Origin of the sequence: Chromobacterium vaccinii, from assembly GCF_001855275.1 — a bacterium.
Classification (GTDB): domain Bacteria; phylum Pseudomonadota; class Gammaproteobacteria; order Burkholderiales; family Chromobacteriaceae; genus Chromobacterium; species Chromobacterium vaccinii.
Window position 1 is genome coordinate 3,349,833 of sequence record NZ_CP017707.1, and the last position, 14,548, is coordinate 3,364,380.

Genomic DNA, 14,548 nt, shown 5'->3' on the forward strand with positions numbered 1-14,548 from the left:
GCTGCGATGAAATTTCCGATTGAATTGATCCTGCTGGCGCTGGCGCCGGTATTCCTGCTGTTCGTCGCCTGGGAGTTGTGGCTGTTCCGGCGCCAGGGCCGGCTTGGCCTCTACAATTGGCGCGATTCGCTGTGCAGCGCGGCGCTGGGCCTGCTGCACCAGGGCGCGGACAAGCTGGCCTGGGTATTGGTGCTGCCGCTGTACGGCTGGATCTACCAGCACCATCGGCTGTTAGATTTTTCCGATAGCTGGCTCAGTTTCTTGCTGTTGTTTCTCGGCCAGGATTTCCTCTATTACTGGTTCCACCGCGTCAGCCACCGCGTGCGTTGGCTGTGGGCGGCGCACAGCGTCCACCACAGCTCGACGCGGATGAACTTCACCACCGCCTTCCGTCAGAGCCTGATGTATCCGCTGGCCGGCATGTGGGCGTTCTGGCTGCCGCTGGCCTGGGTCGGTTTCCCGCCCGAGCAGGTGGTGGGAGTGGTGTTGCTCAACCTGGCCTTCCAGTTCTTCGTCCACACCCAGGCTTCGCCCAAGCTGGGCTGGTTGGAGTACGTGTTCAACACGCCGTCGATACATCGCGGCCACCATGCCAAGAACCCGCGCTACATCGACCACAACTACGCCGGCGTGCTGGTGGTCTGGGACCGGATGTTCGGCACCTATGCCGAGGAGCTGGCCAGCGACCCGTGCGACTATGGCACGGTGAAGCCGGTCAACAGCTTCAATCCGCTGTGGGTCAGCCTGGTGGAGTGGCGCGACATGCTGGCCGAGGCCTGGCGCGCCGATGGCTGGCGCGACCGGCTGGTGTTGCTGTTCGGCCCGCCGGAGGCGGCGGAGAAGGTGGCGGAACGGCAGCGCGCCGGCGAGGCGAGGCGCGCCGCGGCCTGAGGCCTTGAATGGAAAAAGGCCCGGCGATGCCGGGCCTTGTCTCTTGCTGAGGCCAATCCGCCGGGATCAGATCAGCAGCTTGCCGTCTTTGGCAGGCAGCGTCTTGCCCTTCGGCTTTTCGTCCATGCGCACGGTGCCGGTCTTGCCGTCCAGCGAGTAGCGCACGTTGTAGCCGACGATTTTCTCCGTCTTTGTTTCTTCAGTGTTGCAGATGGTGCGGGTGCCGGTCACTTGGTCGCGTTGCTGCATGCCTTCCTGTACCCGGTTGCCGGCGTAGCCGCCGGCCAGCGCGCCGATTACGGTGGCCGCCTTCTTGCCGTTGCCGCCGCCTACCTGGTTGCCCAGCAGGCCGCCGACCACGCCGCCGAGCACAGAGCCGGCAATGCGGTTTTCATCCTGCACGGGCGCCTGGTGCACCACTTGCTCCTGGTGGCAGACCTGCTTGGGCTCGGTGCCGGCCTCGCGGATAGGCGTCACGCCCAGGATCTTGGCGTGTGTCGCGTGGACCGGCTTGGGCGCCGGCTTGGGTGCGGCGGCCGCCACCGGGGTGGAGGCCTGCGGCGCCGCCTGCGCGAGGGTGGACGAGGCCGCGCTGGGCGCGAGCGCCTGGATGGCCGGAGCCGAGGCCTGGGCCAGCGGGGCGCTCGCGACGATGGCGGCTTCCGGTTTCGACGACTTCATGGCCTGGATGCCGGCCACGCCCACCGCGCCGAGCGCGATGCCGCCGCCGAGCACGCTGGCGATCAATACGGATTGCTTCATTGTTCTCTCCCTGATGTGACGCACGGGTCACTCAATGCCTTCGACTGGGATTATCGACAAACAGTTGCAAGAGCTGTGTGTGGCATTTGTCACTGCAGGTAACGGAACGTTCGTGCCGGACATGGGGCGGCGGATGCGGAAAATTCGCAGCTAGATAGGTCTGATTGAGCAATTTATGGTTTGAAGTTGCAGAAAACGGGGAATTTTATTTTTAATATTCAATCATTGTGCATATTTTGGGCATTTATATTGTATCCAATGGTTTGACGGCAATGTCGTGCTGATGTTTAGATGATCGCGCACCCGTCCGGGCGCGCGTTTGGCGCCCGCACCTCAAGGAGAATTCATAGTGAGCGAAGCCCACACCGGTTTGCAGCGACAGCTGAAAAACCGCCATATCCAGCTGATCGCGCTGGGCGGCGCCGTCGGCACCGGCCTGTTCCTCGGCTCGGCCAGCGTGTTGAAGTCGGCCGGCCCCTCGATGATCCTCGGCTACGCCATCGCCGGCTTCATCGCCTTCATGATCATGCGCCAATTGGGCGAGATGGTGGCCGAGGAGCCGGTGGCCGGCTCGTTCAGCCACTTCGCCTACCGCTACTGGGGCAGCTTCCCCGGCTTCTTGTCCGGCTGGAACTACTGGGTGCTGTACGTGCTGGTGAGCATGGCCGAGCTGACCGCGGTCGGCGCCTACGTCCAGTACTGGTGGCCGCACGTTCCGGCCTGGCTGACCGCGCTGGTGTGCTTCGTCTGCATCAACGGCATCAACCTCGCCAACGTCAAATCCTACGGCGAGACCGAGTTCTGGTTCGCGTTGATCAAAGTGGCGGCGGTGATCGGCATGATCGTCTTCGGCGGCTACCTGCTGCTGTCCGGCACCGGCGGCCCGCAGGCTTCGGTCAGCAATCTGTGGAACGACGGCGGCTTCTTCCCGCACGGTGTCAAAGGCCTGTTCATGATGATGGCGGTGATCATGTTCTCCTTCGGCGGCTTGGAGCTGATCGGCATGACCGCGGCCGAGGCGTCCGACCCGCAGAAGACCATCCCCAAGGCGGTGAACCAGGTGATCTACCGCATCCTGATCTTCTACATCGGTTCGCTGGCGGTGCTGTTGTCGCTGTACCCGTGGAGCAAGGTGGCCGCCGGCGGCAGCCCCTTCGTGATGATCTTCGAGCAGATCGGCGCCGGATTCACCGCGCACGCGCTGAACTTCGTGGTGCTGACCGCCGCGCTGTCGGTGTACAACAGCTGTGTCTACGCCACCAGCCGCATGCTGTTCGGCCTGGCCAGGCAGGGCAACGCGCCGCGCGCGCTGGGCAAGCTGGACACGCGCGGCGTGCCGGTTTACGCGACGCTGTTCTCCGCGGTCGCCACTTTCGCCTGCGTGATCCTGAACTACCTGCTGCCGGGCGAGGCGCTGGGCCTGCTGATGTCGCTGGTGGTGGCCGCGCTGGTCACCAACTGGGCGATGATCAGCCTGACCCACCTGAAGTTCCGCCGCGCCAAGAGCGGGCAGAAGCTGGTGTTCCCGTCGTTCTGGTTCCCGCTGTCCAACTGGATCTGCCTGGCCTTCATGGTGATGATCCTGGGCATCCTGCTGTTCACGCCGGGCATGGCGGTGTCGGTTTACGTGCTGCCGGTGTGGCTGGGCTTGTTGTGGGCGGGCTTCCGAATGAAGCGCGCGAAGCAGCCGGACGCCGAACTGGCGCGCCAGCTGCCGTAAACCGCGGCGCCGGCCTGTCGGGCCGGCTTCGCGATGCCAGGCCGCCTCTTGGGGCGGCCTTGTCATTGGTGGCATGGCTATCAAACATTGGACTTTTTGTCCGATAATTGATCTTGAGAGATGGCGGCTCGATGCGAACCGAGCCTGCGTCTTTGACGAATTGCCCTGATTTGTTTTAGTCTTTCTTTGACTTGTACTGATTGGTACGTTTTTTAACGAGTTGTGCGGTTGGTTTGTATTGGACATTTTGTCCGATTTTGGGTGATTCCACGATAAGCTCCCTGTTTCCAGCGCCGTTCCAATTCACCCACATATGGAGGCGCCAAGGTGAGCGTTCCCTCGACTTCCGGCGGTTTGAAGCGCGAGCTGAAAAACCGGCATATTCAGTTGATCGCATTGGGCGGCGCCATCGGCACCGGCCTGTTCCTCGGCTCGGCCAGCGTGCTGAAATCAGCCGGGCCCTCGATGATTCTCGGCTACGCGGTCGCCGGCTTCGTCATCTTCCTGATCATGCGCCAGCTTGGCGAAATGCTGACCGAAGAGCCGGTGGCCGGCTCGCTCAGCCATTTCGCCGGCCGCTACTGGGGCAGGTTCCCGGCTTTCCTGGCCGGCTGGAACTATTGGGCGCTGTATGTGCTGGCCGGCATGGCGGAGCTGACCGCCGCCGGCGAATACGTTCGCTACTGGTGGCCGGAGGTGCCGACCTGGCTGACCGCGCTGGTCTGCTTCGCGGCGATCACCGGAGTTAACCTCGCCAGCGTCAAATACTATGGCGAGACCGAGTTCTGGTTCGCGCTGATCAAGGTGGGCGCGGTGATTTCAATGATCGTGTTCGGCGGCTACCTGCTGCTATCCGGCACTGGCGGGCCGCAGGCCTCGGTCGGCAATCTGTGGAACGACGGCGGCTTCTTTCCGCGCGGCTTCGGCGGACTGTTCATGTCGATGGCGGTGATCATGTTCTCCTTTGGCGGTCTGGAGCTGATCGGCATGGCCGCCGCGGAGACCCGCGATCCGCAGAAAACCATCCCTCGGGCGGTTAACCAGGTGATCTACCGCGTGCTGATCTTCTACATCGGTTCGCTGGCGGTGCTGTTGTCGCTGTACCCGTGGAGCAAGGTGGCCGCCGGCGGCAGCCCCTTCGTGATGATCTTCGACCAGATCGGCGCCGGCTTCGCCGCTCACGCGCTGAACTTCGTGGTGCTGACGGCGGCGCTGTCGGTGTACAACGGCGGCGTTTACGCCACCAGCCGCATGCTGTTCAGCATGGCGGAGCAGGGCAACGCGCCGCGCGGCCTGGGCAAGGTGGACAAGCGCGGCGTGCCGGTGAACGCCACCCTGGCTTCGGCGCTGGCCACCTTCGTGGGCGTGATCGTCAACTATCTGCTGCCCAGCAGCGCGCTGGCGCTATTGATGTCGCTGGTGGTGACGGCGCTGGTGATCAACTGGGTGCTGATCAGCCTGACCCACCTGAAGTTCCGCCGCGCCCGCGCCGGCCGCCGCTCGCTGTTTCCGGCGCTGTGGCATCCGTTCGCCAATTGGCTGTGCCTGGCCTTCATGGCGGCGATACTCGGCGTGATGTTGTTCACGCCCGGCATCGCGGTGTCGGTGTACGTGTTGCCGTTGTGGCTTGGCCTGTTGTGGCTGGGTTTCCGGCTGCGCGGCGCGCCGCGCGCCGAGGGCGAGCTGGCGGCCGAGAATGCTTGAGCGCGCACGCCGGGCTTGACGCCTGCGGGCGTTAACCGGCATGCTTGAACCATGATGAAGCAGATTATTTCACTCCAGACCCAAAATTGGCGGTGGCGCAGCTAAGCCGGCGCGCCAGGAGTGTTCACATCCGCTTTCCGGGCCGCCGTCATGGGCGGCCTTGTTGTATCCAGCTTTTCATCCCGTGCGGCGGCAAACAGTTTTGACTCAGGAGTTGTCATGCCACGCACGCAATGGGGTTCCCGCCTCGGTTTCATTCTGGCTTCGGCCGGCGCCACGGTGGGCCTCGGTTCCATCTGGAAATTTCCCTACGTCACCGCGATGAACGGCGGCGGGGCTTTTCTGCTGGTCTACCTTGCCTTCACTTTCACCTTGGGGCTGGCCTTGCTGCAGGCCGAGCTGGCCTTGGGCCGCGCGGCTGGCTGCGGCGCGGTCGGCGCGTTCTCCAAACTGGGCTCGCCGCGCTGGAAGCTGCTGGGCTACGGCGGCGTGCTGTGCTGCTTCCTGGTGTTTTCCTTCTACAGCGTGGTCGGCGGCTGGACGCTGGGCTATCTGCTGCGCGCGCTGGACGGCCGGGTGATGAGCGATGACGTCGGCGCGCTGGGCGCGCTGTTCGGCCAGTACGTCGGCGATCCGGCCGAGGCGCTGCTGACCCACGCGCTGTTCGCCAGCCTGACGCTGCTGGTGGTGGCGGGAGGCGTGCAGAAGGGCATCGAGCGCGTCGGCAAGCTGTTGATGCCGCTGCTGTTCCTGCTGATGCTGGCGCTGATCGTGCGGGCCTTGACCCTGCCCGGCGCGATGGCCGGGGTGGAGGCGCTGTTCCGTCCCGATTTCGCCCGGCTGACGCCGGGCATGCTGGTGGAGGCGCTGGGCCTGGCCTGCTTCTCGCTGTCGGTGGGCGCCGGCTGCATGCTGGCCTACGGCTCCTACCTGGGGCCGGGCACCCGGCTCGGCAATTCCGCGTTGTGGGTGACCGGGTTGACCGCGCTGACCTCGGTGCTGGCCGGCTTGATGATCTTCCCCGCCATCTACGCCTTCGGCCTGAATCCGCAGGCCGGCCCGGGCCTGACTTATATGGTGATGCCGGTGGTGTTCAACCATCTGCCCTACGGCCAGCTGTTCGCGACGGCGTTCTTCGCGCTGCTGCTGATGGCGGCGCTGACTTCGGCGGTGTCGCTGTTGGAGGTGGTGGCCATCCTGCCGATAGACGAGTTCGGCGTCGGCCGGCGCAAGGCCGCGCTGGCGGTGACCGCGCTGGCCTTCCTGGCCGGCGTGCCGGCGGCGCTGTCCTTTGGCCTCCTGGCCGACTACAAGCTGTTCGGCCGCAACGCGTTCGAGCTGATGGACTACGCCGCGTCCAATGTGCTGTTGCCGCTGGGCTGCATCGGCACCGCCTTGTTCGCCGGACGCGTGGCGTGGCCGGCGGTGAGGGATGAGCTGCGGCTGTCCGCGCCGGCGGCGATGCTGATGCGCGTCGCCTGCCGCTGGCTGGCGCCGCTGATGATAGGCCTGGTCTTGGCCTACAACCTATAGCAGCCAGCGCAGCGCGCCATAGACGGCGAAGCTGACCACGATGGCCAGCAGCGTCTTGCCGTTTTTCCAGGCGACGGCGATGGCGATGACGGTGCCGACCAGATAGGCGTTATGCCAGGACAGGTCTATGGTTCCGGCCGGCGCCAGCGCCATCGGCGCCACCAGCGCCGACAGCACCGCCGCCGGCACGTAGTGCAGCGCGCGGTTCAGCCAGCCGGGAAAGGCCAGCCGCTGGCCGAAGACCAGGAAGCTGGCGCGCACCGCCAGCGTGGCGGCCAGCATGCCGATGATGGCCGCCCAATGTTGCCATGCGTTCATGCCGCCTCCCGTTTCTGTCCGCGTTCAAGCAGCATGCCGGCGGCGACCCCCGCCAGCGCCGCCAGCATCAGGTCCAACTTGTAGGGCAGACCGCGCGCCAGCAGCGCGACCGCGCCCGCGGCCAGCGCGGCGGCCAGCGTCGGCCGCTTCTTCAACTGCGGCGCGACGATGGCGGCGAAGGTGGCCACCATCGCGAAATCCAGTCCCAATCTGTCCAGTCCCGGCACCGAGCGGCCCAGCGCCACGCCCGCCAGCGTCCATAGCTGCCAGTTCAGATACATGGACAGCGACGATCCCAGCCAATACCACTGGCCGCCGTCCGCGCCCAGGCTGCGGAAGCGGTGCTCGACCACGGCGAAGGTTTCGTCGGTGAGCCAGAACGCCAGCGGCCAGCGCCAGGACAGCGGCCATGGCCGCGCGTAGGGCAGCAGCGTGGCGCTGTACAGCGCATGGCGCAGGTTGACGACGAAGGTGGTCAGCCAGATCACCGGCAGGGCGGCGCCGGCGGAAACCAGGCTGACGGCGATGAACTGCGAGGAGCCGGCGAAGACCAGCAGCGACATCGCCGCCGTGGCGGCGGGCGACAGTCCGGCGGCGATGGCCAGGGTGCCGAAGATCAAGCCGAACGGCGCCGCGCCCACCATCATCGGAATGGTGTCGCGCGCGCCGTCCAGCAGCCAGCGGCGTCGGTCGGATAAGGAGGGCATGGATGAATCCTGCGTGCGGCGGGGCCGGACATCGGCCCTCTGTTCCTGATGATGGAGCAGGCCGTCCGGCCTGTCTTGAACGATTTTGCGGCCGGCTCAGCGGGCGCGGGCGCCCACGGCCTTCTGATAGGCTGCCGGCGTGACGCCCAGCGCCTGCTGAAACGCGCGGGTCAGGTGCGGCTGGTCGGCGAAGCCCAGCTCCAGCGCCGCCGCGCCGGGCCGCATGCCGGTCGCCAGCAGCTTGCGGGCGCGCGCCACCCGCAGCTGGTTGCGCCAGGCCACCGGCGGCAGACCGGTCTCGCGCTTGAACTGGCGGCACAGCTGCCAGGGCGACAGGCCGACCGCCGCCGCCAGTTGCTGCAGCGAGTGGTTGGCGGCGGGATCGTCGGCCAGCATCTGCCTGACGGTTTCCACCGCGCCGGGGGCGGATGCCTGCTCATGGGGGCGCAGCCGCATGTATTTGACCAACACCTCGCTGAACACCGCGGCCAGCGCCGATTCGCGCTGCAGCGCGTCGCGGCTGTCGCGCAGCAGCAGGTGCAGGCAGTCCAGCCGGCGCGCCAGGCCGGGGTCGGCCACCACGGTGTCGCGGAAATAGGGCAGGCCCGCCTTGCCGTTCAGGTCGGCGGCCAGGCTGCTTATCATGTCGACGCCGGGATAGAAGCCGCGATAGGCCCAGCCGTTTTCGTGGGCGGTTTCGCCGGTGTGCACCTCGCCGGGATTGATCAGCACCAGCGCGCCGACGCCGGCGCGGTGCAGGCCGCCGCGGTGGCGGTAGGACTGCGCGCCCAGGGTCAGCGTGTTGACGACGAACTGCTCGTGGAAATGGGGCGGGAAGGTCCGCTCGGCGTATTGCGCGTCCAGGCATTCCAGCGCGCCGAGGTCGTCGGCGCGGAACAGTTCGGAGCGTTCGGCGGAAAGGGCGGGCATGGCGCGGACCTGCGGTGATGGTCCGCCCATTGTGGCAGAGGCGGCGCCGCTTGTGCGCGCCGGCTTGCTTGGCTTGGGCGGCGGCTCAGGAGCCGGCCATGAAGGTGCGGATGCCGGAGCCGACGAACTGCACGCCGATGCAGATCAGCAGGAAGCCCATCAACCGCGTCATCACCTCGCGGCCGCCGCGGCCCAGCCGCTCCGAGATCAGCAGCGACGACTTCAGCGTCAGCCACATGCCGGCGCAGGTCAGGCCGATGGCGGCGAAAGTCATCGCGAAGGCCAGCGCCTTGGCCGGCAGCGTGGAGAGTTCGGCGATCTCGGTGGAAATGCCGATCACCACCGCGATGGTGCCGGGGCCGCTGATGCCGGGCATCGCCAGCGGGAAGAAGGCGTGGTCCTCGCGCTCGCCGGACTGTTTGGGCGCCTGGCCGGGGTCCTGCGACAGGAACAGCATGCGGTAGCCCAGCACCGCCACCACGAAGCCGCCGGCGATGCGCAGCGCGCCGTAGGAAATGCCGAAGGCGGCCATGATCAGGTTGCCGGCCAGCAGGCTCACCGCCATGATGGCGGCGGCGAACACGCAGGCGCGGCGGGCTTGCGAGTCGCGGTGCGGTTCGCTCATTTCGCGGGTCAGCGTGATGAACAGCGGAATCTTGGACAGCGGATTGGTGATGGTGATCAGGCTGAGCAGACCGCCGAACAGGAATTGCAGCGACAAGGTTTTGAACATGGTGTTGAGGCCGGGTATCTAGCCCGCCGATTGTAGAGGCTTACGTTGTGGCGGGGTAGCCGGGGACTGCGCTTTAGACCGGCGGCATGGCAAGGTGTGGCGCGAGGCCTACGGATGCGGCAATTTGTCGCGTTCATCGGCCCGCGCGGCGTGCTAAAGTGAGAGCCATTTTCAATTGGAGACTCCGCGATGAAACGTTTCGCCGCCGCCCTGTTGGGCCTGTGCCTGTCCGGCCTGGCAGCCGCCCACTCCTTCCAGCTGGGCGCCATCCACATCGGCCATCCGTGGAGCCGCGCGATGCCGGCCGCCAGCCAGACCGGCGGCGTCTACCTGTCGCTGGAAAACCAGGGCAAGGCCGAGGACAAGCTGGTGTCGGCCAGCACCCCGCGCGCCGATCGCGCCGAGCTGCACACCCACGTCAACGACAACGGCGTGATGCGGATGCGCAAGGTGGAAGGCGGCGTGGCGATCGCGCCGGGCCAGACCGTCAAGTTCGCGCCGGGCAGCTACCACATCATGTTGATGGGCCTGAAGCAGCCGCTGAAGGCTGGCGACCGCTTCCCGCTGACGCTGGGCTTCGAGAAGGCCGGCCAGGTGGAGGTGCAGGTGGTGGTGCAGGACGGCGCCGACGACCACGCGCACTGATAGCGCTACCAAGCGACGCCCGCAGCAGCTTGCCGCCATTTCCGCCGCAAGCTGCTGTTTTTTGTCCGTTTGCCGGCGTTGCGCCGAAGTTACATGCTGCTTCGCAGCAATGCGCGAGGCGACCATCCCGAGCTTTACAGTCCAGGCCCGGCTGGGCACACTGGCCCGAGCAACAAGGTTGAACAAGACGATATCCGCGACGCCGGCCCCCGACTCGGCACTGCGCCAAGTCTGCCAAACATAAAGAGAAATGATGGAGGAGAGGGTGCTTCGCACCCGCACAACACGCTGCAAACAGGGGGTCGGCGCCGTTTTTTACGTTATGCTGTCGTTTTGTTCCCGCCTCGCCTCTCCATCATGAATCCGTCCGACTCCCCCGCTTCCCTTCCCCGCGTCGTCATCCACTACTGCACCGGCTGCCGTTGGCTGCTTCGCGCCGGCTGGCTGGCCCAGGAACTGTTGACCACCTTTGAGAAAGAACTGGCCGAGGTGGCGCTGCGTCCCGGCTGCGGCGGCGTGTTCCGCGTCGAGGTCGACGGCGAGCTGCTGTGGGACCGCAAGGCGGAAGATGGCTTTCCCGAGCTGAAAATCCTCAAGCAGCGGCTGCGCGACCGCATCGCGCCGGACAAGGCGCTGGGGCACAGCGACCGTCCCTGATTCCCGATGAACGCCCCGCAACGCAAGATCATCCACGTCGACTGCGACTGCTTCTACGCCGCGATCGAGATGCGCGACGACCCCAGCCTGCGCGAAGTGCCGCTGGCGGTGGGCGGACGCCCGGAGACGCGTGGCGTGGTGGCCACCTGCAACTACATCGCCCGCCGCTACGGCGTGCACTCGGCGATGTCGTCGGCGCGCGCGCTCAGGCTGTGCCCGGAGCTGGTGATCCTGCCGCCGGACATGGCGCGCTACCGGCTGGCCAGCCAGCAGATCATGGCCATCTACCAGCGCTACACCGACGTGATCGAGCCGCTGTCGCTGGACGAGGCCTATCTGGACGTCACCGGCCAGCCGCACGAGCAGGGCAGCGCCACGCTGATGGCCGAAGCGATACGCCGCCAGATCCGCGACGAGGTGGGCATCACCGCGTCGGCCGGCATCGCGCCCAATAAATTCCTGGCCAAGGTGGCCAGCGACTGGAACAAGCCGGACGGCCAGTTCCTGATCCGCCCGCGCGACGTCGACGCCTTCGTCGTCACCTTGCCGGTGGAGAAGATACACGGCGTCGGCCGCGTCACCGCCGAGCGGCTGCACCGGCTGGGCATACACAGCTGCGGCGATCTCAGGCGCTGGTCGCCGGCCGACCTGTTCCGCCATTTCGGCAGCTTCGGCGAGCGGCTTCTGGCGCTGTCGCAGGGCCGCGACGAGCGGCCGGTGTCCACCGACCGCAGCCGCAAGACGATCAGCGTCGAGGAGACCTACGCCCAGGACCTGCCCGACCTTGCCAACTGCCTGTCCAAGCTGCCGGAGCTGGCGGACCGGCTGCAGGCGCGGCTGGCGCGCAGCGGCAGCCCGGAGTTCAAGGGCTTGTCGGTGAAGCTTAAGTTCGATGATTTCAGCCAGACCACGGTGGAGCAGCCGGGCTATGCGCTTTCGATGGCGGCCTTCGGCCAGCTGCTGCGCACCGGCCATGCCCGCGGCGCCCGCCCGGTGCGCTTGCTGGGCGTAGGCGTGAAGCTGGCCGACGATTTCGACCTGCCGCGCCAGCTGCGGCTGTTCGGCCGCGACGGCCGGCCGCTGCCGGACAGCGCGCCGGCGGACGAGGAAACGCCGCCGCCGGAGGGGCCGGCGGCGGATGCGAGCGCTTGACGCGCCTTACTTGGCCGCGGCCGGCTTGGCGGCGAAGTCGCCGGCGTAGGCCTGGGTCAACAGTTCCGGCCGCAGATACTTGCGCAGCGCGGCGTTGACCTGGTCCACCGTCTGCGCGTCCAGCATCGCCAGCCGCTCGCGGGTGAAGGCCATGGTGCGGCCTTGCCACAGCTGGCGCTGCAGCAGGTCGCTGAGCGGGCCGTCCTGGGCCAGTGCCACCTGGTAGGACCGCCGCAGGCCCTGCTTGGCTTCGGCCAGCTCCTCGGCGGTGACGCCGTCTCGCCGCAGCCGCGCCAGCTCCTCGGCCACGCCCTGTTTCAGCTTGTCCAGATTCTGCGGCGCGAAGATCGCGCCCATCCGCCACGCGCCCACCTTGCCGAAGCTGGCGGCGTCGATGCCGCTGCCGGCGCCGTAGCTGATGCCGTCCTGCTGGCGCAGCCGCGTCAGCAGCCGTGATTGCGCGCCGCCGCCGAGTATTTCGTTGGCCAGCAGCAGCGCCGGGTAGTCGGGCGAATCGTCGCCGATGGCCAGCGGCAGCGAGGCGCTGTAGACGGCGTTGGCCTTGTCCGGCGTGGCGACGGACAGGCTGGCCGGCTTGGGCGGCGGCAGCAGGCCGTCCACGCGCTGGTAGGCGGCCTTGCTGTTCCAGCGGCCGAACAGCTGGTCCAGCTGGCCGCGGACGGCGGCGGCGTCGAAGTCGCCGACCAGGGACAGCTGCGCGTGGTCGGCGCCGTAGAACTGCTGGTGGAAGCGCTTGAGCGCGTCCAGCTTCACCCCGGCGATGTCGCGGTAGGATTCGTCCAGCGTCGGGCTGTAGCGGATGTCGTCCTTGGCGTAGGCGTTCAACTGCTGATTGACCGCCTGGCCGGCCAGCGCTTGCGGCTCGCCGCGCGAGGAGTCGATGCCGGCCAGCGCCTGGCGCTTCAGCTGCTCGAACTCGTCGGCGGGGAAGGCCGGCTGCAGCAGCAGCTCGGCGATCAGCTCCAGCAGCGCCGGCAGGTTCTGGCGGGTGGTCTTGAAGCGCACCTGCAAGTCCTGGCCGTCCTGGCCGATGTCCAGGCTGGCCTGCAGCGCGTCCAGCTTGTCGGCGATGGCGGCGCGGCTCAGCTTGCGGCTGCCGCGATCCAACATGTTGGCGGCCAGCTCGGCCGCCGCGGCCTGGCCGCGCAGATTACCGGCGTCGCCGAAGGAGAAGCTGAATGCGCCGTGGACGACGTTGCCGCGGGTCTGCTTGGGCAGCAGCGCGATCGCCGCGCCGTTGGCGAGCCGGCCGCGTTGGGTGCGGGCCTCGATATTGGCGGGGCTGGCGTCGAAGGCCTCGCCGGCGGCGACGGCGGTCTTGCCCTTGTAATCCTTGACCATCGCGGCCACGTCCGGCGCCGGCGGGATGACGGCGCGGTCGGGCTTGGCGGTGGGGATGAACTGGCCGTAGCTGCGGTTGCTGGGCTTGAAGTAGTTTTCCGCCGCCCGCTGCACGTCGGCTACCGTCAGCGCCGCGATGCGGTCGCGCTGCAGGAAGTACAGCCTCCAGTCGCCCAGCGCGATGGACTCCGACAGCTGCACCGCCAGCCGTTGCGGATCGTTCAGCGTTTGGTCGATGTCCTTCAAGAGCGCGGCCTTGGCGCGTTTGAGCTCGGCGGCGGTGATCGGTTTGGCGCGGATGGCCTCGACGGTGGCCTGCAGGATGGGACGGGCCTGGGCCAGGCTTTGGCGCTTGGACAGCTCGGCCAGGAACACGATGTAGCCGGGCTCGGCCAGCTCGAACGGCATTGCGCTGACGCCGACCGCCTTGTGGGTGGCGACCAGGTTCTTGTACAGGCGGCCGTTGGGCGTGTCGGCCAGGATCGCCGCCAGCGCCTGCAGCGCGGCGCTGTCCGGGTGGCTGCCGGCCGCGGTGCGGTACAGCGTCGCCGCCAACTGGGTGTCGCCGACGCGGCGCACGGTGACTTCGCGCTCGCCGTCGCGTTGCGGCTCCTCGGTCCAGGTGGGCGCCAGTTCGCGCGGTGGCCGCGGAATCTTGCCGAACAGCGTTTCGATCCGCGCCAGAGTCCGGGCGGGGTCGAACTTGCCGCCCACCACCAGCACCGCGTTGTCGGGCTGGTAGTACTTGCGGTAGAAGGCCTGCAGGTTTTCGATGCGCACCTTTTCCACGTCGGAGCGCGCGCCTATCGTGCTGTGGCCGTAGTTGTGCCAGTCGAAGCTGATCGCCGACAGCTGCTTCCACAGCACGTTGGCCGGGTTGTTCTCTCCCTGCTCCATCTCGTTGCGCACCACCGAGAACTCGGTGTCCAGATCGCTTCTGGCCACCTTGCTGTTGACCATGCGGTCGGCCTCCATCGCCAGCGCCCAATCCAGGCTAGCCTCGTCGGCGGGGAAGGTTTCGAAGTAGTTGGTGCGATCGAAGAAGGTGGAGCCGTTGAACTGCATGCCGCGCTTGGACAGCTCGGACATCAGGTTGCCGCTGGTGGGCGTGCCCTTGAACAGCATGTGCTCCAACAGGTGCGCCATGCCGGTTTCGCCGTAGCCTTCGTGGCGGCTGCCGACCAGATAGGTCAGGTTGACAGTGGTGGTGGGCTTGGAATCGTCCGGCGCCAGCAGCACGCGCAGGCCGTTGGCCAGCCGGTATTCGCTGATGCCTTCGGCGCTGGCGTAGGGGGCGACCGCCTGCGCGCGCTGGGCGGCCGGCGCGGCGGTTTCGGCGTGGACGGACAGCGCGGGCGACAAGGCCAGCGCCAGCAGCAGGCTCAGGGTCTTCAGTCTCATGGATTAAGTTGCGTTTCCTTGCTGGATGGGAGG

13 protein-coding genes are annotated in these 14,548 nt (G+C 67.0%); 7 read left to right on the top strand and 6 right to left on the bottom strand.

Going from position 1 to position 14,548, the window contains the following annotated elements; all coding sequences use genetic code 11:
• Window positions 1–6 precede the first annotated feature (6 nt).
• Window positions 7–891, top strand: a complete 885-nt coding sequence (locus tag BKX93_RS15495; protein ID WP_070980516.1) for a sterol desaturase family protein — start codon at window positions 7–9, stop codon at window positions 889–891.
• Window positions 892–957: 66 nt separating this feature from the next.
• Here BKX93_RS15495 and BKX93_RS15500 read toward each other — a convergent pair whose 3' ends face one another.
• Window positions 958–1,653, bottom strand: a complete 696-nt coding sequence (locus tag BKX93_RS15500) for a glycine zipper 2TM domain-containing protein (RefSeq protein WP_115616349.1) — start codon at window positions 1,651–1,653, stop codon at window positions 958–960.
• A gap of 349 nt (window positions 1,654–2,002) precedes the next feature.
• On the opposite strand from BKX93_RS15500, the gene BKX93_RS15505 reads away from it, so the two are divergent.
• From BKX93_RS15505 to BKX93_RS15515, 3 genes are all read left to right on the top strand, one after another.
• Entirely contained in the window at window positions 2,003–3,373 is a 1,371-nt protein-coding gene (locus BKX93_RS15505; RefSeq protein ID WP_046155202.1) for an amino acid permease, read from the top strand.
• A 327-nt stretch (window positions 3,374–3,700) separates the two neighbouring features.
• Window positions 3,701–5,077, top strand: a complete 1,377-nt coding sequence (locus tag BKX93_RS15510; RefSeq protein WP_070980518.1) for an amino acid permease — start codon at window positions 3,701–3,703, stop codon at window positions 5,075–5,077.
• A gap of 219 nt (window positions 5,078–5,296) precedes the next feature.
• Window positions 5,297–6,610 (top strand): sodium-dependent transporter, encoded by a 1,314-nt coding sequence (locus tag BKX93_RS15515; RefSeq protein ID WP_070980520.1) that lies wholly within the window; start codon window positions 5,297–5,299, stop codon window positions 6,608–6,610.
• Here the strand turns inward: BKX93_RS15515 and BKX93_RS15520 are convergent.
• The 4 genes from BKX93_RS15520 to BKX93_RS15535 form a co-directional block, all read right to left on the bottom strand.
• A complete protein-coding gene (locus BKX93_RS15520; protein ID WP_070980522.1) occupies window positions 6,605–6,928 on the bottom strand; it encodes an AzlD domain-containing protein in 324 nt (107 codons plus the stop codon). The genes BKX93_RS15515 and BKX93_RS15520 overlap by 6 nt on opposite strands.
• Window positions 6,925–7,635: an AzlC family ABC transporter permease gene (locus BKX93_RS15525; protein ID WP_046155198.1), complete on the bottom strand. Its 711-nt coding sequence runs from the start codon at window positions 7,633–7,635 to the stop codon at window positions 6,925–6,927. Before BKX93_RS15525 ends, BKX93_RS15520 begins: the two co-directional genes overlap by 4 nt.
• Before the next feature lie 96 nt (window positions 7,636–7,731).
• Complete coding sequence (locus BKX93_RS15530) at window positions 7,732–8,565, bottom strand: helix-turn-helix domain-containing protein (protein WP_070980524.1); 834 nt, start codon at window positions 8,563–8,565, stop codon at window positions 7,732–7,734.
• A gap of 85 nt (window positions 8,566–8,650) precedes the next feature.
• Window positions 8,651–9,298, bottom strand: a complete 648-nt coding sequence (locus BKX93_RS15535; RefSeq protein ID WP_070980526.1) for a MarC family NAAT transporter — start codon at window positions 9,296–9,298, stop codon at window positions 8,651–8,653.
• Window positions 9,299–9,487: 189 nt separating this feature from the next.
• Here BKX93_RS15535 and BKX93_RS15540 point away from each other — a divergent pair, with 189 nt between their 5' ends.
• The 3 genes from BKX93_RS15540 to dinB all read left to right on the top strand — a co-directional run bounded on the left by BKX93_RS15540 (window position 9,488) and on the right by dinB (window position 11,752).
• Window positions 9,488–9,943, top strand: coding sequence for a copper chaperone PCu(A)C (locus tag BKX93_RS15540; RefSeq protein ID WP_046168110.1), 456 nt, complete (start codon window positions 9,488–9,490; stop codon window positions 9,941–9,943).
• 357 nt (window positions 9,944–10,300) lie between these two features.
• On the top strand, window positions 10,301–10,600 hold the full coding sequence (locus BKX93_RS15545; RefSeq protein WP_070980527.1) for an Rdx family protein: 300 nt from the start codon (window positions 10,301–10,303) through the stop codon (window positions 10,598–10,600).
• A 6-nt stretch (window positions 10,601–10,606) separates the two neighbouring features.
• Entirely contained in the window at window positions 10,607–11,752 is a 1,146-nt protein-coding gene (gene dinB, locus BKX93_RS15550) for a DNA polymerase IV (protein ID WP_070980529.1), read from the top strand.
• A gap of 6 nt (window positions 11,753–11,758) precedes the next feature.
• Here the strand turns inward: dinB and BKX93_RS15555 are convergent, their stop codons facing one another.
• Complete coding sequence (locus tag BKX93_RS15555) at window positions 11,759–14,515, bottom strand: M16 family metallopeptidase (protein WP_070980531.1); 2,757 nt, start codon at window positions 14,513–14,515, stop codon at window positions 11,759–11,761.
• Between the last annotated feature and the right edge of the window lie 33 nt (window positions 14,516–14,548).